Origin of the sequence: Occultella glacieicola (genome assembly GCF_004353825.1) — a bacterium.
GTDB lineage: Bacteria > Actinomycetota > Actinomycetes > Actinomycetales > Beutenbergiaceae > Occultella > Occultella glacieicola.
Window position 1 is genome coordinate 330,736 of the sequence record NZ_SMNA01000005.1, and the last position, 21,541, is coordinate 352,276.

General features: G+C 72.1%; 18 protein-coding genes and 1 pseudogene. 8 read left to right on the forward strand and 11 right to left on the reverse strand.

Annotated elements, in window-relative coordinates:
* Positions 1–146: 146 nt before the first annotated feature.
* The 3 genes from EXU48_RS11880 to EXU48_RS11890 all read right to left on the reverse strand — a co-directional run bounded on the left by EXU48_RS11880 (position 147) and on the right by EXU48_RS11890 (position 1,903).
* Complete coding sequence (locus tag EXU48_RS11880) at positions 147–428, reverse strand: hypothetical protein (protein WP_133107862.1); 282 nt, start codon at positions 426–428, stop codon at positions 147–149.
* A gap of 165 nt (positions 429–593) precedes the next feature.
* Positions 594–1,496: a DUF3027 domain-containing protein gene (locus EXU48_RS11885; protein WP_235856981.1), complete on the reverse strand. Its 903-nt coding sequence runs from the start codon at positions 1,494–1,496 to the stop codon at positions 594–596.
* 23 nt (positions 1,497–1,519) lie between these two features.
* A complete protein-coding gene (locus tag EXU48_RS11890; protein WP_133107864.1) occupies positions 1,520–1,903 on the reverse strand; it encodes a cold-shock protein in 384 nt (127 codons plus the stop codon).
* Between the two features lie 291 nt (positions 1,904–2,194).
* Between EXU48_RS11890 and EXU48_RS24495 the strand changes: the two genes are divergently transcribed.
* The 5 genes and pseudogenes from EXU48_RS24495 to EXU48_RS11910 all read left to right on the forward strand — a co-directional run bounded on the left by EXU48_RS24495 (position 2,195) and on the right by EXU48_RS11910 (position 7,944).
* Complete coding sequence (locus tag EXU48_RS24495; protein ID WP_165962782.1) at positions 2,195–2,368, forward strand: hypothetical protein; 174 nt, start codon at positions 2,195–2,197, stop codon at positions 2,366–2,368.
* Positions 2,369–2,479: 111 nt separating this feature from the next.
* Positions 2,480–4,792, forward strand: a complete 2,313-nt coding sequence (locus EXU48_RS11895) for a helicase-associated domain-containing protein (protein WP_133107865.1) — start codon at positions 2,480–2,482, stop codon at positions 4,790–4,792.
* A 166-nt stretch (positions 4,793–4,958) separates the two neighbouring features.
* Positions 4,959–6,108: pseudogene (gene wecB / locus EXU48_RS11900) on the forward strand (non-hydrolyzing UDP-N-acetylglucosamine 2-epimerase).
* 74 nt (positions 6,109–6,182) lie between these two features.
* Positions 6,183–7,505, forward strand: a complete 1,323-nt coding sequence (locus tag EXU48_RS11905) for a UDP-glucose dehydrogenase family protein (RefSeq protein ID WP_133107866.1) — start codon at positions 6,183–6,185, stop codon at positions 7,503–7,505.
* Between the two features lie 46 nt (positions 7,506–7,551).
* Positions 7,552–7,944 (forward strand): response regulator transcription factor, encoded by a 393-nt coding sequence (locus tag EXU48_RS11910; RefSeq protein WP_133107867.1) that lies wholly within the window; start codon positions 7,552–7,554, stop codon positions 7,942–7,944.
* Between the two features lie 62 nt (positions 7,945–8,006).
* Here EXU48_RS11910 and EXU48_RS11915 read toward each other — a convergent pair whose 3' ends face one another.
* From EXU48_RS11915 to EXU48_RS11925, 3 genes are all read right to left on the reverse strand, one after another.
* A complete protein-coding gene (locus EXU48_RS11915) occupies positions 8,007–9,821 on the reverse strand; it encodes a glycosyltransferase family 2 protein (RefSeq protein WP_235856982.1) in 1,815 nt (604 codons plus the stop codon).
* 46 nt (positions 9,822–9,867) lie between these two features.
* Positions 9,868–11,529 carry a sensor histidine kinase gene (locus EXU48_RS11920; RefSeq protein ID WP_133107868.1) on the reverse strand — a complete coding sequence of 554 codons (1,662 nt, stop codon included), beginning with the start codon at positions 11,527–11,529 and terminating at the stop codon, positions 9,868–9,870.
* Positions 11,530–11,631: 102 nt separating this feature from the next.
* The gene (locus tag EXU48_RS11925) at positions 11,632–12,837 is read right to left on the reverse strand and encodes a serine hydrolase domain-containing protein (RefSeq protein WP_133107869.1); all 1,206 of its coding nucleotides are present in this window, start codon (positions 12,835–12,837) and stop codon (positions 11,632–11,634) included.
* Positions 12,838–13,565: 728 nt separating this feature from the next.
* Between EXU48_RS11925 and EXU48_RS11930 the strand changes: the two genes are divergently transcribed.
* Positions 13,566–14,075 carry an endonuclease domain-containing protein gene (locus EXU48_RS11930; protein ID WP_133107870.1) on the forward strand — a complete coding sequence of 170 codons (510 nt, stop codon included), beginning with the start codon at positions 13,566–13,568 and terminating at the stop codon, positions 14,073–14,075.
* A gap of 153 nt (positions 14,076–14,228) precedes the next feature.
* Here EXU48_RS11930 and mgrA read toward each other — a convergent pair whose 3' ends face one another.
* Positions 14,229–15,272 (reverse strand): L-glyceraldehyde 3-phosphate reductase, encoded by a 1,044-nt coding sequence (gene mgrA / locus EXU48_RS11935; RefSeq protein WP_133107871.1) that lies wholly within the window; start codon positions 15,270–15,272, stop codon positions 14,229–14,231.
* A 172-nt stretch (positions 15,273–15,444) separates the two neighbouring features.
* Between mgrA and EXU48_RS11940 the strand changes: the two genes are divergently transcribed.
* Positions 15,445–16,800 carry an FAD-binding oxidoreductase gene (locus EXU48_RS11940; RefSeq protein WP_133107872.1) on the forward strand — a complete coding sequence of 452 codons (1,356 nt, stop codon included), beginning with the start codon at positions 15,445–15,447 and terminating at the stop codon, positions 16,798–16,800.
* 55 nt (positions 16,801–16,855) lie between these two features.
* Positions 16,856–17,737 carry a sigma-70 family RNA polymerase sigma factor gene (locus EXU48_RS11945; protein WP_133107873.1) on the forward strand — a complete coding sequence of 294 codons (882 nt, stop codon included), beginning with the start codon at positions 16,856–16,858 and terminating at the stop codon, positions 17,735–17,737.
* 9 nt (positions 17,738–17,746) lie between these two features.
* Here EXU48_RS11945 and EXU48_RS11950 read toward each other — a convergent pair whose 3' ends face one another.
* From EXU48_RS11950 to EXU48_RS11965, 4 genes are read right to left on the reverse strand one after another with little or no spacing between them, the layout of a single operon-like run.
* Positions 17,747–18,472, reverse strand: a complete 726-nt coding sequence (locus tag EXU48_RS11950) for an aspartate/glutamate racemase family protein (RefSeq protein WP_133107874.1) — start codon at positions 18,470–18,472, stop codon at positions 17,747–17,749.
* Positions 18,469–19,155 (reverse strand): AroM family protein, encoded by a 687-nt coding sequence (locus EXU48_RS11955; protein ID WP_133107875.1) that lies wholly within the window; start codon positions 19,153–19,155, stop codon positions 18,469–18,471. The genes EXU48_RS11950 and EXU48_RS11955 overlap by 4 nt, the downstream gene beginning before the upstream one ends.
* A 7-nt stretch (positions 19,156–19,162) precedes the next feature.
* Positions 19,163–20,458 (reverse strand): alpha/beta fold hydrolase, encoded by a 1,296-nt coding sequence (locus EXU48_RS11960; RefSeq protein ID WP_133107876.1) that lies wholly within the window; start codon positions 20,456–20,458, stop codon positions 19,163–19,165.
* Entirely contained in the window at positions 20,458–21,525 is a 1,068-nt protein-coding gene (locus EXU48_RS11965) for a M29 family metallopeptidase (protein ID WP_133107877.1), read from the reverse strand. The genes EXU48_RS11960 and EXU48_RS11965 overlap by 1 nt, the downstream gene beginning before the upstream one ends.
* Between the last annotated feature and the right edge of the window lie 16 nt (positions 21,526–21,541).

The window sequence follows — 21,541 nt, forward strand, 5'->3', positions numbered from 1 at the left end:
TCGTCTCGCACCGGCCCGGTCCGGCGCGCGGCGGGTCAGGTGGCAAGACGGTCCGCCCCGTGTGGCCGAACCATCGGCAGTACCCACGCGAAGGGCCCGTGGGAACACCGAGATGGTGTCCACACGGGCCCCCGGGACCTCGAAGGTCAGATGAGTTCGTCGCCCCAGCCGTTGCGGATCAGTTCGTCACCCCAGCCGGCGCGGATCAATTCGTCGCCCCACCCGTTGCGGATCAGTTCGTCGCCCCAGCCGGCGCGGATCAGTTCGTCGCCCCACCCGTTGCGGATCAGTTCGTCGCCCCAGCCCGTGGCGACGGAACCGTCATCCTGCGTGGCGGCGATGGCGGCAGGGGCAATAGCGACAAGTCCGAGTGCGGCGGCAGCAGCGACGGCGGCGACTCGGACTCTTAAGCGGAAAGACTTCTGCATGTTCAGGGCTCCTTGAGACGGGGTAAGGCGCATGGTTGTCCACAACTGTGGCTTGCACGATCAAATCTACCCCAGGGGGCACCTTTGGGCGAGCCCTCGTTATCACACCTGTGGGCGATCCACGAAACGCTTCGTGGGCCCGCGACCCCGGTCGAGCCGGGTGTCTCAATCCGTCGGCGTCTGCTCGCCACCCGACTCGGGTGCGACCTCCGCGTCCGCCACGGGGGCCGGTTCCGCATCCGCCACGGTTGCCGGTTCCGCTACAGGCGCCGCCTCCGCGCCGTCCGTCGTCAACGGTTCGGTGGCGACGACCTCGATGTCGGCCTCGTCCAGGTGTGGCGCGCTCTGCTGCCACTCGTGCCCCTGCGGCGGGACGTCGGTCTCGGAGTGGGCACCGCAGCCGTGATCGAGGGAGACCACCTTGCCGTCGTCGGGTGACCACTCGTTGGCGCAGACCCCGAAGACGGTCCCGAGCGACCCGGCGATCCGGACGATGAAGCCACAGTCGGCGCAGTTGGCGCCGGCCGCCTTGGTGCCCGCGGTGTCCGGGCCCTGCGGGCCCGAGTACCACCGGGTGGCGGCAGCGTCGATCGCCCGACGGTTCATGACCCGGTCACGGCCGAGGCCGAGCTCCGTGATCGCGACCCGTGCCTCCTCCGGGTCGGCTGAGGTCAGGTAACCCCGCTCGAGCCGATCGTCCTCGGCCACGTAGGGCAGCCGGTCGGTCGGCCCCAGATCGCCCGGCGCCAGCCGCTCCGCCCAGGGCAGCCAGTCCGGAGCCAGCAGGGCGCCGTCACCGGGCAGCAGCCCGCTCTCGCAGACCGTGGCGGTCCGGGACCTCGAGATCCGGGACATGGTCACATACCAGCGCCAGCCCTCGTAGCCGGGCGAGGTGGCCGCGAAATAGTGCGTCGCGAGCCGCTCCGCCTCGAGCACCATGCCGAGGTGGTCACCGACGTCCTTGGCGCCCGCCTCCAGCAGCGTGTCGCGGGCCTGCTCGACGGCGCCAGCGAGGACGGCATCCTTGGCCGGCCGACGGGCGCCGGCCGTGGTGGTGGTTGATGGCACGGTGAAGGTCTCCGTCATGGGTCTCAGGCGTCGAACTCGTCAGCCACGACACGTAGCATCTTGGCCACCTTGGTGGCCTCGGCCTTGTCCGGGTAGCGGCCGGACCGGAGCCTGTTGCCGGCCCGGTCGAGCAGCTTGATCAGGTCCTCGACGATCGGGCCCATGTCCTCGGCGGGGCGGCGGTGCGCCCGCGCCACGGAGGGAGCTGCTTCGAGGATCTTCACCGAGAGCGCCTGCAGGCCGCGGCGGCCGTCGGCCACTCCGAACTCGACGCGTGTGCCGGGCTTGGGCGCCGGTGTCTCGGCGGGCATCGCGGAGGCATGCAGGAAAACCTCACCGCCGTCGTCGGACGCGATGAATCCGAAGCCGCGGTCGGCGTCGAAGAACTTGACCTTGCCGGTGGGCACGAAGATCCCTGACTCTCTTGGGTGTCCGTGAACGGTGTGTTCGGGAACGTTGGCTGCGTGGACGCGGGCGCGCCGAAGTGCGCTGGTACGCGTGCTGCAGCGTCGAGTTTACCCGCACGAACCCCGATTACCGCTCCACTATCCCCCGACCGCGGCTCACCCGCGCCCGCCCGCCGTCGAGCGTGGGGTGAGGGGCCAACCTCACCCACCCATCACCCGCGCACCCGCACCGACGCCCGACGGCCCTGCGGGAGGGTGGGTCCCGTCCCGCCACCGACCTCGAGGCCCACCATGAGCACCAGTGCCCGGATCCGCCACCGCGCGGTCCCGGTCCCCACCAGCCCGGAGGTCGAGCGCGACCGCGCCGACACCCGGCCTGCCGACGCCCCGTCCACGGCCCCGTATCCGCGGACCGAGCCGACAGCGGCCACGAGCCCGGCCACGGCGGCGGTGCGGCTGCGCTGACCGTGGACCCGCCCGGGTCCGGTGCGGCGTCATCAGCGTCGAGGCTCGATCCGGAACTGCAGGGGCTGCACACGACCCGCGCCTTCCCGGGCCACCCGTAGAATTGCGCGGATGACCACCCGCCCCGCCGCTGCCGGCCAGTCCGCGGCCCGCGACCCGCTCGCGGCGGCCCTACGCGAGTGGGACGACGCGCGCCTGCTGGCCCTGCTGGAGACCCGGCCGGACCTTGCGAGCCCGCCTCCCAGTTCGATCACCGCGATGATCGCCCGGGCCGGCTCGCGGGCGTCGGTCGGTCGCGCCCTGGCCCACCTGGACGCGCCGACCCTGACGGTGGCCGAGGCACTGGTGGTGGCCGACGACGCGGCGGGGGTCACCGCGGACCGGCTCGCCGGCCTGCTCGGCCTGATCGGCCCCGACGTGACCGGCTACCTGCAGCACCTGCTCGACCTGGCGCTCGCCACCGGGGACCTCGACGGCGCCCGGGCGGTGCCGGCGCTCGCGGAGGCGATCGGGCCGCATCCGCTCGGCCTCGGCCCGAGCCTGGGCGACCTGCCGGTGAACCTGGCCGACGGGTGGCCCACCACGGCCCGGGCCCTGGCCGCCGTGCTCGCGAAGGCGCCGCCCGGCCCGGTGCGGATGCTCGAGGCGCTGACCTGGGGGCCACCGCTGGGCACCGTGACCCATGACATCCCGCCGGCGGCCCGGTGGCTGCTGGACGCGCACGTGCTGTACCGGATCGCACCGACCCAGTTGGTCCTGCCCCGGGAGGTGGCCCTGGCCGCCCGCGGCGGCCGGCTGGTCCGCGAGCTGCGCACCGAGCCGCCCCTGCCCGAGGCGACCGCCCGCCCGCCCGCGACGATCGGGGCGGAGACGGTGCGCGTCGCCGAGGAGGCGATGCACGCCGTCGGGCTGGTCCTGGATGCCTGGGCGAACGACCCTCCGGCCGTGCTGCGCTCGGGCGGGCTCGGCGTGCGGGACCTGCGCCAGGTCGCAGGCGCGCTCGAGGCATCCAGCACCCGGGCGGCGTTCGTCGTCGAGCTCGCCGGGATGCTCGGGCTGCTCGGCCACGTCCACGACTCCGACGGCAGCGTCTGGGCCCCGGTCGCCGAGGCCGAGGACTGGCGCGAGGAGCCGGTGCCGGCTCGGTGGGCGCGGACCGTGCGGGCCTGGCTGGCCTCCCCACGGACACCGTGGCTGGCTGGCACCCGCACGGACAAGGGCGTGCTGCGCTCGGCGCTGGAACCCGACCTCGAGCGCGCCTGGGCGGCCCCGCTGCGGCGTCGGGTGCTGGAGTCCGTGCGCGCCTGGCCCGAGCACGCCGCCCCGGACGCGGCGGCCGTGCACGCCCACGTCGCGTGGCACACGGCCAGGGCGGCGCCGCCGTTGAGTGCCGTGCAGGCCATCCTCGACGAGGCGGCCGCCCTCGGGCTCACCGGCGCCGGCGCGCTCGGCGCGCCCGCCCGGCTGCTTCTCGACGGCGCAACCGAGGACCAGCTGGCGCGGGCGTTCGCGCGGGACCTGCCGCCGTCGGTCGATGAGATCTTCGTCCAGGGCGACCTGAGCGGCATCGTGCCGGGCCGGCCCGGGGCCGGGCTCGCCGCCCTGCTGGCGGCGAGCGCCGACGTCGAGAGCCGCGGCGCGGCGCTGACCGTGCGGTTCACGCCCACGTCGATCCGACGCGCCCTCGACTCCGGGCTCACTGCCGAATCGCTGACCGGCCGGTTGCGGGAGGTCTCCCGCACGCCGCTGCCGCAGCCGCTGGAGTACCTGATCGCGGACACGGCGCGCACGCACGGGCAGGTACGGGTCGGGTCCGCGCGGGCGTTCCTGCGGTCGGACGACGCCCGGGCGCTGACCGCGGTGCTCGCCGACTCCCGGCTGGCCCACCTGGGGCTCCGGCTGATCGCCCCGACCGTGCTCGCCGCGCAGGCGAGTGCGCATGACGTCGCGGACGCCCTCCGCGCGGCCGGCACCGCCCCGCTCCTGGAGGGGGCCGACGGGGAACTGCTCGTCCTCTCCTCCCAGAGGGTCCGCGCCGCCCGCCCGGTCTCGGGTCCGGCAACACCGAGCCCGACGGCGGTGCCGCTCGCCGAGGTGGTGGCCGGCATGCACGCCGGGGAGGAGCGCGCCCGTCGGCTGCTCAGCGAACGCGCCGCCCAGCCCGACCTCACCGACCCGGGCCGGTCCGTCGAACTCCTCCGGGCCGCCGCGGCCCACGGCACCGACGTGGACCTGGTGATGGCCGGCCCGAGCGGGCGCACCGAGCGGCGCCGGGTCCGGCCGATGAGCGTCGACGGCGGCCGGGTTCGGGTCCGCGACCTGAGCCGGGACTCCGAGATCACGGTAGCCGTTCACCGGATCGCGGCGGTGCGGCCGGTCGGCCCGGCGGCGCCGAGCGGGCCGGCAGCCCCGACGTCGAACTGAGCGATCCGACCCGCAGGGCGTCCAGCCCGCAGCCGCCCGGGGCGCGGACGCGGCTCGCGGGACTGATCCGCGCAGGCCCACCGGCGGCCGGCTCGATACGATCAATTGGTCCGCACCAGGGCCGCCACCACCGAGCAGGGGATCCGTGATGAGCACCCATACGATCATGACCGTCTACGGCACGCGTCCGGAGGCCATCAAGGTGGCCCCGGTGATCCGGGCCATCGAGGAGTCGAGCACGCTCGAGTCCGTCACGGTGGTGACCGGGCAGCACCGGGAGATGCTCGACCAGGTCAACGAGATCTTCGGCATCGTGCCCGACCATGACCTCAACGTCTTCGCGCACGGCCAGACCCTCAACGCCCTGATGGCGAAGGTCTTCGGCGGGCTCGACCCGGTCCTCGCCCGGGTCGCTCCCGATGCGGTCCTGGTCCAGGGTGACACCTCCACCGTGGCGGCGGCCTCGATCGCGGCGTTCTACCGCAACATCCCGGTGGTGCACCTGGAGGCCGGGCTGCGCAGCGGCGACATCACCTCACCTTTCCCGGAGGAGGCGAACCGGAAGATCACCGGACAGGTCACCGCGCTGCACCTGGCCCCGACCAGCACCTCCCGGGCCAACCTGCTGCGTGAGAACGTCGACCCGGCCTCGGTCGCGGTGATCGGCAACACGGTCATCGACGCGCTGCTGCACACCGTGGCGCAGGCAGCACCGTTCACCGACCCACACCTGCAGGCGCTCGCGCACGCCGCCCGGCCCGTGCTGCTGGTCACGACCCACCGTCGGGAGAACTGGGGGGGGCGCGATGGCAGGGGTCGGTCGCGCCCTAGCCCGGCTGGCCGCGGACCTGCCCGAGTACACGATCGTGCTGCCGGCACACCGCAACCCGATCGTCCGTGAGGCGGTCCTGCCACACCTCGAGGGCCTGGCCAACGTCCTGGTCACCGAGCCGCTGCCCTACGGGGAGTTCACGCGTCTGCTCGCGTTGTCCACGATCGTGCTCACCGACTCCGGCGGGGTCCAGGAGGAGGCACCGAGCCTGGGCAAGCCGGTCCTCGTCATGCGCGACAACACCGAGCGGCCCGAGGCGGTCGAGGCGGGAACGGTCCGCCTGATCGGAACGGACGAGGAACGCATCGTCGCCGAGGTCACGGCGCTGGCCAGTGATCCCGCACACTACGGATCGATGTCCCGTGCCGTGAACCCGTACGGCGACGGGCGGGCGGCACGGCGAGCCGTCGCCGCGATCAATGCCCTGCTCGGCACGGGGGAACGGCTACCCGGGTTCGAACCGACCGCGCCGGCGACCGCCTGACGAGCACCCCACGCATTCGCGATGCTCACCGATACGCCAGCCAGGTGCGGATCGACCGACCTAGACTCACGATCATGCGTATCTCGGTGATCGGTTGCGGCTACCTCGGAGCGGTGCACGCGGCCTGCATGGCGGAGCTCGGGCACGACGTGGTGGGCATCGACGTCGACGCCGGGAAGGTCGATCTCCTCAACAACGGCAAGGCTCCCTTCCACGAGCCGGGGTTCGATGAGATCCTCGAGCGCCAGGTCGCGGCCGGCCGGCTGCGGTTCTCGACCGACCACGCCGACGTGCGCGGCGCGCAGGTGCACTTCATCACGGTCGGCACGCCGCAGTCCGACGAGGGCTACGCCGCGGACATGACCTACGTGGACGCCGCGGTCGAGGCGCTGGTACCGCACCTGGCCGCGCACCCGGACGGCCCCACCGTGGTGGCCGGGAAGTCGACGGTGCCGGTCGGCACCGCGGCGCGACTCGCCGCCCAGCTCGCCGACTCCCCCGCGCATCTGGTCTGGAACCCCGAGTTCCTGCGCGAGGGATTCGCCGTGCAGGACACGCTCAGTCCGGACCGCATCATCTACGGGCTGCCCGGTGACCCGGAGGCTGCCGTTGCCGCCGGCGCCGTGCTCGACGCCGTGTACGCGCCGATGCTGTCTGCGGACATCCCGCGGCTGACGGCGGACTACGCCACTGCGGAGCTCGTCAAGGTGGCCGCCAACTCGTTCCTGGCCACGAAGATCTCGTTCATCAACGCGATGGCCGAGTTGTGCGAGGCGACCGGGGCGGACGTCACCGTGCTCGCCGAGGCGATCGGGCACGACGACCGGATCGGCCCGAAGTTCCTGCGCGCCGGGGTGGGCTTCGGCGGCGGGTGCCTGCCCAAGGACATCCGGGCGTTCATGGCCCGCGCCGGCGAGCTCGGCGTGGACCAGGCGCTGACGTTCCTGCGTGAGGTGGACACCATCAACACCCGCCGCCGCACGGCCGCCGTCGAGCTGGCGCAGCGGCTCCTGGGCGGCTCGCTCGGCGGCAAGCGGGTGGCCGTGCTCGGTGCTGCGTTCAAGCCGGACTCCGACGACATGCGCAACTCCCCCGCCCTGGACATCGCGAACGCCATCGCCGGCCGTGGCGCCCGCGTGGTGATCACCGACCCTGCCGCCGGGCCCAAGCTCGCGACGTCCCGACCGGACATGGAGGTCGCCGCGGATGCGTTCGAGGCCGCGAAGGACGCGGACCTGGTCCTGCTCTTGACCGAGTGGCGCCAGTTCCGCGACCTCGACCCGAACGAGCTGCGTGAGGTGGTCGCTATCCCGCAGATCATTGACGGGCGTAACGTCCTCGACCCGGCGACCTGGCGGGCCGCCGGGTGGGCGTACCACGGAGTGGGCCGTCCGTAACTCCACGCCGATGCGGGATCGGAGCCGCAGCCGGTAGGTTCGAGGGATGAGCAAGCCCCAGGTACACGCACTGGTGATCGAGGACGACGACGACATCCGGCGGCTGCTGGAGGTGGTGCTGGGCCAAGCGGGGTATGAGGTCACCTCGAGCGCGACGGGAGCGGACGGGGTGCGGCTGGCCCGCGCGACGCCGCCGGACCTGATCACCCTGGACGTGGGCCTGCCTGACACGAACGGGTACGCCGTCGCCGAGACCCTGCGCACGTTCTACGGCGGCCACCTGGTCATGCTCAGCGCTCGCGCGGAGGCCTACGACGCCGAGTACGGCATGCAGGTCGGCGCTGACGCGTACCTGACGAAGCCGTTCCGGCCGCGGGCGTTCCGGGAAGCGCTCGCCTCGGTCGTGGCTGAGCCGGCCCGCGGCGTGACGGCGACCTGACCGGGAAGCAGCGACCGGCACCCTGCGACGCGGGCATCGCTCGCACCACCCGCTCGCCGGTCTCACTCGCCGCGGATATCCGCCAGCACTTGGGTACGGAGCACGTCGACCGTCTGCTCACCCACCTCGTCGACCCTGGTGAGAAGGCGCCGTGCCTCGTCGAACCGGCCATTGGCCACGACGGCGTCCACAGCCCGCGCCACGGCCTCGAGCCGGTCCGCGCCGAGCATCGCGGCGGAGGCGGCCAGGCTGACGGCCGCGTCGCGTGCGGCGCGCTGCTCGGCCGCCGCGACCGTCTCGTTCAGGCGAGCCAGGCGCGTGGGCCACATGATCGCGAAGCCGGAGACGAACTCGAGGGCGAGGTCGTTGCGCTGGTCGAGTTCGCCCGCCAGGTCCTCGATCTGCTCCCGCCGGAGTAGCGCGAGCGAGTCCAGGACGGGCAGCGCCGGCGCGGACAGCGGTACGACGTCGTCGGCGTTTCGCTTCGTCTTCGCCCAGGCGTTACGGCCGGTGACCAGACGGGCGATCGCCCTTGGGTAGTACAGGTAGGTGAGGTAGGCGTACACCAGTGTCGCCAGGCCCAGCCCGATCCCGGCCAGAACTCCGATGCGTTCCGTGGTGACCCTGCGGTAGATCGGTCCCCAGGATGCGTACGGCAGGATCAGGAACACCAGCAGCGCGGTGACCGCGAATGCCAGGCTGCTCTCGGAGAGGAAGTCGAACCGTCCTTCGACGACGGCAAGGAAGGTGAGCGTCGGAAGCACGAGCAGGTTGACCATCATGATCCACGGCAACAGCATGAAGTAGTGGATCTCGAGCTGTCCGGTGAGGCGCACCATTCCCGAGCGGCGCAGCGCGGGCAGCAACGAGGCGCACTCGAGCACACCCTGTGCCCAGCGGGTCCGTTGTGTCAGCAGCCGGCGCAGGTAGGGCAGCGCCTCCTGGGAGACGTGCGCCTCCCGGACGTAGTGGGTGCGGTGCCCGAGGGTCAGCACGCCCAGGCCGAGCTCGAAGTCCTCGCACAGCTTGCGTCCCCACGGCCGGCCGTTGGCGACGGTCAGTTCGTCGAGCACGCTGAGCCTGGTGAACTGGCCGTTGCCGCCCATGCCCACGCTGCCCGCGGCGACCCGTAGCAGTTGCATGGCCGAGTTGGTGGTGCGGAACTCCACGTCCTGCATCCGGACCAGCAACCGGCCGACTGCGTTGGCCAGTCGCCCGCGGTTCGGGAGCGGCCTGCGGTCGTTGCGGTTCTTCATCCACACCTCGACCTGCACGGCGCCGACCTTCGGGTCGCCGAACGCCTCGGGGCCGGCGACGTGCGCCAGGGTGTTGTCGGAGAGATAGCCGTCCGCGTCGAGGACCCCGATGATCACCTGGGCCCGGTCGGTACCCGCGTCGAGGCTCGCGCCAATGGTCCGGTAGGCGGCGTTCAACGCTTCGCCCTTTCCGATCCGGGCGTCCGGTCGGACCCGGGAGATCAGGTGCACGCGAGGGTCGAACTCCATCAGTGCGGCCACGATGGACGCGGTGGCGTCCTCACTGTCGTCATCGATGACCCAGACGTGCGCCAGTGGGAAGGAGGTCCGCGCGGCGGAGACGGTGGCCGCGATCACGGACTCCTCATCCCGGCAGGGGATCATCAGGTGCCACTCGAGTTGGCCCGGATCGCCGGTGGGGTTCCGAGACCGGCGGAGGTAGGCCATCACCAGCATGGAGATGTAGGTGAGCGCGCAGGCCGCCGTGATGGTGACGAGCAGAAGGGCGGCATCGCGCCATCCGTTCTCGCCCCAGCGCCCCCAGATACCCGTGGCCGAGAACAGCGTGAACGCCGCAGCGCCATACGCGCCGGCGATGACCACCATGAGCAGGTTCTTCACGTGTTCCCCCCGGTTCGATCCTCGAACTGTTGCCGAAGGTACCCGATCACGCGACGGGCAGCCTGACGCGGAAGATCGATCCCTTCCCCGGCGTGGACTCGACCGCGATGGCGCCATCGTGTGCGCTGATGATCTCCTTGCTGATGGCCAGGCCGAGCCCCACCCCGGGGACCGCCAGATCACGGGCGTTCGGGGTACGGAAGAAGCGGGTGAACAACCGATCCACCTCCGCAGGCGACATCCCCATCCCGGTGTCCTCGATCGCCACTTCGACCTCCGAGGCCTCCGGGACGTTGCAGGTCCGCACCACCACCCGCCCGCCGGCAGGGGTGTATTTGAGCGCGTTGGTGAGAAGGTTGTCGAGCACCTGGATGATCCTCGACGGATCCACCTCCACGTTGGGCAGAGCGGCGAGGTCAGCCTCGAGGCGCACATGACGTGCTTCGAAGCCGGGTCTGGCGGAGAGGATGGCGCGCTCCACGAGCTGAGGCAGGTCTGCCGGGACTCGCGCCAGCTGCAGGTTCCCGGACGTCGCCTGCGCCTGCGAGAGAAGGTCCTCGACGATCCGCAGAACCTGGGCGCTGTTGCGCTCGACGACGTCGAGATAGTCGTCGACGTCCGCGGCCCTTGGCGTCGGATCGTCGCGGATCAGATCCAGGTAGCCGATGATCGAGGTGATCGGAGTACGCAGTTCGTGGGAGACGGAGGAAACGAACGTCTCCCGCTGCCGCATCGCGTCGGTGAGGTCGGTGATGTCGGTGAACACGACCACCGCGCCCTCACGTGCACCATCGGCGCCGACCAGCGCGCGAGCGGAGACGGATACGGCGCGCTGGGTCCCGCCGGGCGCCCCGACGTACATGATCGAGCCGGTGAAACTCTCACCGCGGATCGCACGGCGGACCGGGCGCGCCTCGAGCCCGAGGGGCGTGCTGCGGTCGCGGTGGAACAGCAGGTGCCCGGCCTCGGTGCGGTCGGAGTTCTCCGGTGGCGAGGCGAGCGCGTGGATCTCGGCCTGGGCCGGGTTGCTGATCAGGTCGTTTCCGTCCGAGTCCACCACCACGATGCCGGCGCTGAGGGCACCGATGATTCCACGCAGCAGGCGCGCCGAGCGCTCGCTCTCCTGCAGCGAGTACGCGAGCTCCTGGGCGTTGTCGGTGATCTCCCGGCGCTGTCGGCGGAACGTGCTGCGCCCCAGGACGAGCATCGTCGTGACGCCGGCGATGACCATGGGCAGCAGCATCCGGCGCACGACGGTGAAGGCGTCAACCGGGCCCAGGGTGCCGAGCGGGGCCGGGACAAGGGAGAGCGCGACGGTTGCGGCGGTCGAGATCACCACCCCCACGACGTCGAACAGCAATGTGAGCCACAACGCCGGAAACATGCAGAGCAGGCCCAGAGCGGAGGTCTCCGCCCCACCGGTGCCGGCACAGAGTGCGATCGCAAGGAAGTCCAGGAGCGGCAGAATGGCCAGAACCTTGATCGGGGTCCGGCGCCATGGCACCAGCGCGCAGGCCACCGTCACGCCGGCGATGATGGCCACACCGACCAGGAAACTTGGCTCGAAGAAGATCCCGGGACGGAACACGGCGATCACCGGGAACACCACCAGGACCGGCACGATGAAGATGGTCTGCTGCGTCGCCGCCCGGCGTGGCTGGTTGACGTAGAACGAGCGCCCGTAGGCACGCAACGGTGATCCCCACACCGGTTCAGAGTAGGGCCAGGGAGGTATCGACGCCCTACCGGCGCCACCTCTTCCGTTGACGGTCCGACGTCGCACCCGGCGGAACGGTCCGACCGACCGGCGTCACACCGGCGGGACCTCCGCGGCCAGCACCGACCAGAACGCCTCGATCACGGTCGTCGGGATCGGGGCGGCCCACGCCTCGTTCGTGAGCAGGACCGCACTGAGCCCGCGCACGGTGTCGTTGCGCCAGGCGGAGCCGAGGCCGCCGTCCCACCCGTAGTTGCCCACGACCGACAACGTCGGCACCAACGCGACTCCGACGCCCAGTCCCCAGCCGGTGGTCCCGTCCGGACTCGGGCTGCTGGCGGCGAGTTGGGCCTGCGTGAGCCGGTTCGTCGTCATCGCGGCGATACTGCCCGGCAGGAGCACGCGGGTCCCGCCGATCGCGCCGCCGTCGCGGAGCATCGCACCGAAGGTCAGGTAGTCACCCACGGTGGAGACCAGCCCGGCGTCGCCGCCCTCGAATGCCGGCGGCGCGGCCCACTGCCCGTCCGGGGAGTCGTAGACGGCGACGGTCCCAGTGCCGGGATCCGGCGGCCAGAAGCAGGCGCCGAACCGCCCGGACTGCTCCGCCGGGACACTGAAGCCGGTGTCCCGCATGCCGAGCGGCCCGAACACCCGCTCGGTCAGAACCGCACCGAGGGACGTCCCGGTGGCTCGGGCGATGAGGACCCCGAGCACCTCGGCGCCGGTGTTGTACAGCCATCGCTCCCCCGGTTGGTGCCGTAGCGGGAAGGTACCGAGGAGCGCGAGCCATTCGTCCGGCGGCAGATGTTCCTGCGGAGCCGGCGGCGCTGCGGCCAACCCGGCCTCGGCCATCGCCGTGTCCAAGGGTGTCGGTGAGCCCATCGTGGTGAAGTCCATCCCGTGTCCGAGCCGGAACGAGAACAGATCCTCGACTGTGATCGGCCGCTGTGCCGCTTCCGTCTCGCCGATTGGCCCGTCCGGGCGGAGCAGGACCCGGCGCTCCGCGAGCTCGGGCAGGAGGTCGTCGACGGGTGCATCGAGTGCGAGAGTTCCGTCCTCGACCAACGCCAGGGCCGCGACGGCGGTGACCGGCTTGGTCATGGAACTGATCCGGTAGATGGTGTCGGTCGTCGCCGCCTGGGTGCCATCGGCGTCCAGGTGACCGAGCGCTCCGAACCGCCGCTCGCCGTCGACGTCGATGCCCCAGGTGAGCCCCGGTGGGCTGCCGCCCTCCACGATCGGGCTGAGCGCCACCGTCAGCGCTTCGGCGACGTGGTCGAGATCGATACGGTCGTTCATGGGGTCCCTTCCGATCGGTGCTCCCAGGCAGACCCGGCGCCGGCCCGGAACTCATCGCCGCAACGCGGGGTACGCTTCGCGAGAGTGCGGAAATGGCAACCACCACGGCGCCCTCACCGGGTGGCGCGCCGGCACCTCGCCGCCCACCCCCGCCTGACCCGCACCCACCCTGCGCGAGCGTGCGGAAACGGCAACCATCACAGCACCCTCACGGCCGAGCATCACGCGCACGCGCGACGCAGTCGTCCACTCCCGTGTGCCCGATGCGGGGCGGTCCACAGCCGGCGCCATGCTCGCGCGCCGGCTTCGCGAGCTTGCCACCCTGCTCGGATGGTGCGACAGCCCGATCCGGACGTGCCCCCCGGGGTGCGACTCGGTGAACAGTTCTCCATCACCGAGGCGCGCGCACGCGGCTACACGAGGGGCCAGATCCGGCACCGTCGGGCGAGTGGGAAGTGGCAGAGCGTGGTCGGGAGGATCGTGCTGGACCGCACCCGCAGGGTCGATGACACCGAGCGCATCCGGGCGGCGGTCAGCACCTGGCCACGGGGGTGGTGGGGCTGCGGGCAGCCGCCGCGTGGTATGGGCTTCCGGTGGCGCCCGGTCCCCGGATCGAGGTGTACACCTCCGTGGCCAGGCGGCCGACGCGTCACCTGCAGCCGCTCCGCGGACGCCTTCCCGGGGCCGACATCGACTCCCGCGAGCGCCTCGGGCTTCGGGTCACGACCATGAGGCGGACCATCCTGGACTGCCTGGCCCACCTGCCGCGCGGTGAGGCCGAACGCCTCTGGGCCTACGTGTCCAGCCGCTCCCTGCTCAGCCAGGCCCACCTGCTGGAGGCGATCGCCGACCGCCGCGGGCATCGGGGAACCGGTCAGCTCCGGCACTTCGCCGACCTCGCGGGCCGCGGTGCCGCCAACCCGGCGGAGGTCCGCCTGCACGAGATCCTGCGGGCCGCGGGCCTGACCCAGTGGCGGGCGGGGGTGCCGGTCAAGACGCCGGACGGTCTGATCGTGGCGCGGCCGGACGTCCTGTTCGAGCGCGAGAAGGTCGCGATCGAACTCGATGGCGCCCGAGCACACGGCCCGGACCAGTTCCAGTCGGACCGAGCGCGCCAGAACAGGTTGGTCGAGCTCGGCTACACCCCGCTGCACTTCACCTGGGCCGACCTCCGGGACCGGGCCGAGCAGGTCGTCGCGACCGTTCGTCGCACGCTCGCGCTCGCGCAGCCGGCGTGAGAGTGCCGACGCGCGGGCGGGGTGAGCGTGCCGAAGTGGTCGCCACTTCAGCACTCTCGGCACCGGCGCGAGGGAGCCGCGCCCGCCTACCCGGCGTGAGCGTGCCGAAGTGGTCGCCACTTCAGCACTCTCGGCGCCCGAGAGTGCGAGGTGTCAGGACTTGCGGAACCGCGACCACAGGTCCACGTCGGACTCGGGCTGCTTCTCACCGAGCGCGTCCTCGATCGCCTCGAGCTCGTCTCCGGAGAACTCGAGGTTGTCGAGTGCGCCGAGGCTGTCCTCGAGCTGACCCACGCTGCTCGCCCCGATCAGGACGGAGGTCACCCGCTCGTCGCGCAGACCCCAGGCGAGCGCGAGCTGGGCCAGGCTCTGCCCGCGACCGGCAGCGATCTCGTTGAGGGCGCGGACGGTGGCGAGGGCCTCGTCGGTGAGCAGGTCCGGGTTCAGCGACTTGTGCTGGGTGGCGCGCGACCCCTCGGGGATGCCGCCCAGGTACTTGTCCGTGAGCATGCCCTGGGCGAGCGGGGAGAACGCGATGCAGCCGGCGCCGACGTCCTCGAGAGTGTCCAGCAGGCCGTCGGTCTCGATCCACCGGTTCAGCATCGAGTAGGACGGCTGGTGGATCAGCAGCGGGGTGCCGAGGTCGGCGAGGATCTGCGCGGCGCGGCGGGTGTCCTCCGGCGAGTAGGACGAGATGCCCGCGTAGAGCGCCTTGCCCTGCTGCACCGCGGTGTGCAACGCCCCCATCGTCTCCTCGAGCGGCGTCGTCGCGTCGAACCGGTGCGAGTAGAAGATGTCGACGTACTCCAGGCCCATCCGAGTCAGGGACTGCTCCAGGCTGGCGAGCAAGTACTTGCGGGAGCCGCCGCCCTGCCCGTACGGGCCCGGCCACATGTCGTAGCCCGCCTTGGAGGAGATGATCAGCTCGTCCCGGTACGGCCGGAAGTCCGCGGCCAGGTGGCGGCCGAAGTTGGCCTCCGCGGAACCGTACGGCGGGCCGTAGTTGTTCGCCAGGTCGAAGTGGGTCACGCCGAGGTCGAACGCACGGCGCAGGATGGCCCGCTGCCGCTCCATCGGCACGTCGTCGCCGAAGTTGTGCCAGAGGCCCAGGGAGATCGCGGGCAGGTCCAGGCCGCTGCGACCGACCCGACGGTAGGTGGCGGTCTCGTAACGGTTCGGGTCAGCGGTGTACGTCATCGTTCCTTCTTCGAGCTGGGCGGGTCATGGGAGATGCGCGTGGTGGCGGACGGGCGCCCGGATGACCGGCGCCGTCGCACTCACCGTAGTACCGGTCACATTCGGTCGCCGTCCGACGTCCTCCAGGTGAACCGCCATCCCGGCGGTCTCCCCACAGCGGAAGGAAACACCCATGACCACGGCTCTGCAGACCCTGCGTCAGGACTTCGTCGGCTCCGTCATCGAGCCGGGGCTGCCGGACTACGACACCTCCCGGCGCACCCCGCTCGCCTGGGGCAGCCCCGACGTCGTGCTCCGCCCCGCCGACACGGCCGACGTGCAGCGCGCCGTCGGGTTCGTCACCGCGGAACGGATGCCGCTCGCGGTCCGCGGCGGCGGGCACTCGTTCGCCGGGTTCGGCACCCGCGACTCCGGCGCCGTCCTCGACCTCTCGCGCCTCGCGGACATCGAGGTCGACCCCGGCCCGGGCCGGGTCCGGGTGGGCGGTGGCGCGACCTGGGCCCAGGTCGCGAGCGCGCTCGCTCCGCACGACCTGGTCATCTCCTCGGGCGACACCGCGAGCGTGGGGGTCGCCGGACTGACGCTCTCCGGTGGCGTCGGCTGGTTGGTCCGCCAGCACGGGCTGACCCTGGACAGTCTCCGCGCGGCCGAGGTCGTGACCGCGGACGGCACCCTCGTGACCGTGGACGCCGGACGGCATCCCGACCTGTTCTGGGCGCTGCGCGGCGGCGGCGGGAATTTCGGCATCGTGACGTCATTCGAGTTCCAGGCGAGCCGCGGAGCGGGGGTCTGGTTCGGGCGGATCGCGTTCCCCTCTCAGGAGGCGAGCCGGATCCTGCCCACCTGGGCGCAGTACATGCGCACGGCGCCACCCGAACTGACCTCGATCGTGGACCTCGCCAACCCGTTCGCCGGCGGCCGCGAGGCGCCCGTGGCGGTGCAGGTCGCGGTCCACGGCGAGGACCCGGCCGCCGCGGACCGGGCGATCGAGCCGATCCGACGGCTCGGGACCGTCGTCGCCGACGACGTGGCACCGCACCGTTATGCCGACATCCTCGAGGACGGGGCTCTGCTGCCGCCGGGCCTGCGCATCTCGGCGAGCAACGCCTTCGTCACCGGCCCGGAGGCCGCCGACGCCATGGAGATCCTGGCCCGCCGGGCGCGGGACGAGATGCCGCCGGCGATCACCGTGCGCAGCCTCGGTGGAGCGGTGTCGCAGGTTCCGCGGGAGGCCACGGCGTTCGCGCACCGTTCGGCGGAGTTCGTGGTCGTGCTCACGGCGGCCGGACCCGGTCCCGTCGTCGACGCGGCACAGGAGCGGATCGGGGACATCTGGCAGGAGTTGGCGCCGCACGTCGACGGCGCCTACGCGAACTTCCTCAGTACCGCGACGCCCGCGGACGTCGCGGCCGTATACCCACCCGACACCCTCGGCCGGCTGGCCCGGATCAAGCGCGACTACGACCCGGAGAACCTGTTCTCGGGCAGCCACAACATCGCCCCGGCACCCGAACCGGCCCTGCGGTAGCGTCGATGACTGCGCATGATGCCGGCCCACACGGACCCCGGCGAGAGGGAATCGAATGACCGACGCGGACGACGGCGGACCGGAGCGTCGCCAGGCCGCCGAGTTCGAGACGCACCGCCGGTATCTCACGACGGTCGCGTACCGGATGCTGGGCTCGTTCACGGACGCCGAGGACGCGGTCCAGGAGGCCTGGCTGCGTCTGCAGCGCTCCGATGCGCGGGTCGACGACCTCCGTGCCTGGCTCACCCGGGTGGTCAGCCGGATCTGCCTGGACACGCTCCGGTCCCGCGGGCGCCGCCGCGAGGAGCCGCTGGCCGGGGTGGCCGAGGCCGACCCGGCGACCGCGGCACCCTCCGGTGAGGACCCGGCGGCGCTGGCCGAGACCGCTGACTCGGTCGGGATCGCCCTGATGATCGTGCTGGACCACCTCTCCCCCGACGAGCGGCTCGCCTACGTGCTCCATGACGTGTTCGGGCTCCCGTTCGACGAGATCAGCGGGGTGCTGGACCGAACGCCGCAGGCGGCCCGCAAGCTCGCGAGCCGCGGGCGGGCGCGGATCCGCGGAACCGATTCGCCGTCGCGCCCGCGCAGCCTGCAGGACCGGGCCCGACAGCGCGCGCTCGTGGAGGCATTCCTGGCAGCGGGTCGGGACGGCGACTTCGACGGGCTCCTGGCGATCCTGCATCCGGACGTGGTGCTTCGCGTCGATCACGACCCGGAGGCCGGCGGCATGCGGATCGTGCGGGGCGCGGCCGAGGTCGCGAACGGGGCCCGCCGCTTCCGCACAACCGCGGCCGGAGGCGAACGCGAGTTCGCGATCATCGAGGTCGCCGACACGTTCGGTGTGCTCACCTACACCGACGGCAGGCCGACCGGGCTCCTCATCGTCACCGGCGAGGACGGCCTGATCACGCACCTGCACGCGGTCCGGCCCTGACTCCTCGCCCTACCGCTGCTGCGTGGACGGGATCCGGAGTCGAGTCAGGGCCGGCGCCGTGAGGCAGTCCGCCGTCGGAGTCGGCCCACCGTCGAGGGCCTCGGCCGCGACGGCGCCGGCCGCCCGGATCGAGTCCACCACCGGCAGCCCGGTCGCCTCCCGGACCGGGTCGGCCAGGTCAAGGGTGGTGAACCCGGTGCACGCGAACAGGATCGACGTGGCGCCGGCATCCCGGAGTTCGACGGCGGCCGCGATCGCGGCGCGTGCGCCCGCGGCCGTGGTGAGCTCGCTCGTGCGGGTCACCCCGTCGGGCACCCGGGAGGCGACGAGCCGGTCCCCGAGCACCGCGGTGACGCTCTCCGGCACCTCCTCGGTGATGCCGAGGACCCCGACGCTGCCACCGGTGGCCCGCGCGATGGCAGCACCGGCCGATCCCGCCCCGATGACGGGGACGTTGACGGCGGCGCGAGCCCAGGCGAGACCCGGGTCGGCGGCACAGGAGATGATCACCGCCTCCGCGCCCTCGGCCACCAGTGTCCGGGCGGCGGCCGGCATCTTCTGGGAGGCAGCGGCGAAGGTCCGGTCGTCATGGACACCGGTCCGTTGGCCTGGCAGACAGGCGGTCACGGTGCGGTAGCCGTGGATCTGCTCGAGCACCCGGCCGTGGGCCTCCAGGAAGTCCCAGTCGTCGGTGGTCACCACCCGGATGACGCCGACCGTCCGTGGCGCGGTCACAGCACGGCTCCGAGCAGCCGGGCGGCGACCGAGCGGATGGTCACGACCGCAACGTCCGGCCCGACGGCGGAGGTCGCCGCCGCGCGCATCGTCTCGTCGAAGCCCATGCAGTCGAGCACGATCAGGTCGGAGTGCGGCGCCAGGGTGGCGGTGGCCGCGGCGATGGTCCGGACCGGGTCGGTGTACGGGCTCGCGGCCGTGGCCGCGGTCGGACGCACCCCGATGCTGGTCTGCCAGTGGTCGTACGCCTCGTCGACCTGCTCGGGTAGCGGCCGCACCACGCCCAGTCGGGCGCCTGGCCCGAACCCGCTGAGCAGTCCCCGGACACCGTCGTGAGCCAGTCGTTCCACACCGAAGAGCGGGCGCTCGTGTTCCAGCGCCGGGAACAGCCCGCCGCACATGAGCAGGGTGAGGTCGGCGCCGTCGGCCTCGGCCCGGGTGACCGCCGCTTGCAGCAGGGGCACCGCCGCCGCATGCGCGAACACAGCCGACCCGCCGTCGCGCAGTCGTGAGGTGAGGGCCGACTCACCGGGGCGTGGGGCCAGGTCCGCGATCTGGGCGGCGTCGAGTCCGTCCAGCGCGCCGTACTCGCGCACGACGTCGGCCGGCAGCAACGGGAGCACCTCCCCGGTGACGTCCGTGCGCGGGGCCTGGCCGATGGTGATCAGGGCGAGAGTCGTCATGGGTACCTCAGCGTCGGAGCGTGCGGATCAGCCGGTCGAGCAGGTTGCGGCCGTCGACGCGGATGCCGTCGTGCTGGTAGTCGTTGGTGATGATCGGCCGGAGACCGCGGATGGCGTCCGCCGTGGCCAGGGACGTTCGCCGCGGCACGAACATATCGTCGTGGTAGATCGCCGCCGCCACCGGGACCTGGTTCTCGGCCAAGACGTGAGGGTCGTACAGGACGGGCAGATCAGCACGCCGAGCGAGCAGGTCCGTGGCCTCCCGGAGCGGAACCAGGGCCGGGTCCTCCTCGAACTGCCATGGATAGATGTGCTCGCCCGTGAAGCAGAACGGTGCGTCCGGGCCGGCGTCGAGGGCGAACTCGGCGAACTCCTCGCGCACCCGGTGCGCGGCCCAGTCCGTGGCGCCCCCGGTGGCGGCGCCCTGGGCGTAGATGCTCTCGTGCAGCGCCGCGTACAGGGGTCGCGGCGCGAAGCTCAGTGCCCGGCCGACCCCGTCGAGGAACCCGTCCCGCAGCCGCCGGGTGCCGTCGACCGTGAGGAACGGGTCCTCCAGCGTGTAGTGCAGGGAGTCGAAGCCGGTCCGGGTGCCGAGGCTGATCCCGAGCGTCCGGAACCGGCGGGAGCTGAGCCGCTCCCCCGTGGGCAGGATCTCCTCCTCGGCGTCCAGGTGCGCCGCGATCGCCCGGGCTGTCCCCTCGTCCTGCGGGTGCCTGGCGAAGTACTCGGCGTTGCGCTTGGCGGTGGCAGCGTAGGTGAGCCGGTAGGTGTCCTCCGCGGACGTGCGCAGGCCCGGCAGGCCGGCGGTGATCATGGCCTCCCGGACGCCGGCCGGGGACTGGGACAGGTAGGCCGTGATCACGAAGCCGCCGAAGCTCTGTCCGAGCAGCGTCCACGGCTCGTCCCCGATCAGGGCGGACCGCAGCGCCTCCGCGTCGGCCACGATCGCGTCGGCCCGCAGGTGCGACAGGTAGTCCGCCTGCGCCGCGGCGTCGCCGGTGAGCGTCTGCCGGTTCGCCGGCGTCGACCGGCCGGTGCCGCGCTGGTCCAGCAGCAGCACCCGGTAGTCCTCGAGCGCGCGGTCGAGCCAGCCGCCGACCGAGTCGGGCCGATTGGCACGGTTACCCGGCCCACCCTGGAACCAGACGAGATACGGGCGGTTCGCTCCGCCGTCGCGCACGATCTCCCGCGCGAACACGCCGATGGTGCCGGGGACCGCCCCGGTGTGGTCCAGCGGCACCTCGAGGTGGTGCTCGCGGACGTCGTGGCCGTCGATCCGGTAGCCCGCCGTGGTCAGTGCCATCAGTAGCCCTCGACGCCGAGCCGGCGGCAGATCTCGACGAGGTCGGGATGCACGTAGCGACCCTCGGACTCGATCGGGGTGCCGTCCACGAAGATGCTCGGGGCGATCGCGGAGCCGTCGGTGTGGGCCGGGGCGACCCAGGGCTCGCCGCCGATCCAGGCGCCCTTGGTGCCGATGCCGAACTCGACACAGCCGAACACCCGCTCGTCCTCGACGATCCGACCGGTGGAGCGGGTCACGCCGGGGTTGAAACCGAGGGACCAGTGCGCCACCCGGTACATGTTCGGGTCATCCTGGGCAGCGAGCCAGTTGCGGTAGATCTGGGCGTCGCGGCCCTCACCGGCAACGTCGGTGACCACGCCGTTCTCCACCGTCAGGGTGATCGGGTTCGTGATCAGCCCGTTGTCATCGGGCGGCCAGGCGGCGCCGTCGAACACGATCGTGCCGTTCTGGGTCTCCTCGATCGGGTTCCAGGAGATCTGGCCGGCCAGCATCACGGACATGCCGGGCTTGTCCGCGGGGATGCCACGCACGTGGATCGGGCGGTCGCCCGTGCGGCCGGTGATGTCCATGCCGTTGGCGGAGGTGATCCGGATCTCGTCGCCGGAGCTGAGCAGCTCGACGAGCTTGTCCCCGAGCTCGCGGACCCCGGCGTAGTCGACCTTCGCCACCGTGTCGACGAGCATCTGCACGTCCAGGCCGGTCAGGCAGGTGTAGCGGGTGCCCCGCGCCATGGCGGCCCGGAACGCGTCCGAATGCATGATGTAGCCGAGCTGGAGCTCGATCCAGACGTCCGCGCCGAGCGCGGCGCCGGCGACCGGGGCCGGCGGCTCGATCGCGGAGGCCCAGCGGGTCTCGTAGCGGACGATCACGGGATGGGCGCCGGCGGCCATCGCGGCACCGCCGAGCAGGTCGGCCACCCGCATGTCGGAGGACGTGTCCGTGGTGATCAGGACGTTCTCCCCCGGTTTGACGCACATGATCTCCTCGATCAGTTTGCGTGCGCCGACCATGGCCTCGAAGGACAGGTACTCGCTGCGGGACTCGATTCTGTTCGTGACCTCCACGGGTCACTCCTTTCGG

Bases quoted from the DNA above. Each gene is read 5' to 3' on its own strand.
- EXU48_RS11955 (WP_133107875.1), bottom strand. From the start codon at position 19,155: ATGACGACTCTCGCCCTGATCACCATCGGCCAGGCCCCGCGCACGGAC.
- EXU48_RS11880 (WP_133107862.1), bottom strand. From the start codon at position 428: ATGCAGAAGTCTTTCCGCTTAAGAGTCCGAGTCGCCGCCGTCGCTGCT.
- mgrA (WP_133107871.1), bottom strand. From the start codon at position 15,272: ATGACGTACACCGCTGACCCGAACCGTTACGAGACCGCCACCTACCGT.
- EXU48_RS11925 (WP_133107869.1), bottom strand. From the start codon at position 12,837: ATGAACGACCGTATCGATCTCGACCACGTCGCCGAAGCGCTGACGGTG.
- EXU48_RS11960 (WP_133107876.1), bottom strand. From the start codon at position 20,458: ATGGCACTGACCACGGCGGGCTACCGGATCGACGGCCACGACGTCCGC.
- EXU48_RS11940 (WP_133107872.1), top strand. From the start codon at position 15,445: ATGACCACGGCTCTGCAGACCCTGCGTCAGGACTTCGTCGGCTCCGTC.
- EXU48_RS11905 (WP_133107866.1), top strand. From the start codon at position 6,183: ATGCGTATCTCGGTGATCGGTTGCGGCTACCTCGGAGCGGTGCACGCG.
- EXU48_RS24495 (WP_165962782.1), top strand. From the start codon at position 2,195: ATGAGCACCAGTGCCCGGATCCGCCACCGCGCGGTCCCGGTCCCCACC.
- EXU48_RS11945 (WP_133107873.1), top strand. From the start codon at position 16,856: ATGACCGACGCGGACGACGGCGGACCGGAGCGTCGCCAGGCCGCCGAG.
- EXU48_RS11930 (WP_133107870.1), top strand. From the start codon at position 13,566: ATGAGGCGGACCATCCTGGACTGCCTGGCCCACCTGCCGCGCGGTGAG.
- EXU48_RS11910 (WP_133107867.1), top strand. From the start codon at position 7,552: ATGAGCAAGCCCCAGGTACACGCACTGGTGATCGAGGACGACGACGAC.
- EXU48_RS11895 (WP_133107865.1), top strand. From the start codon at position 2,480: ATGACCACCCGCCCCGCCGCTGCCGGCCAGTCCGCGGCCCGCGACCCG.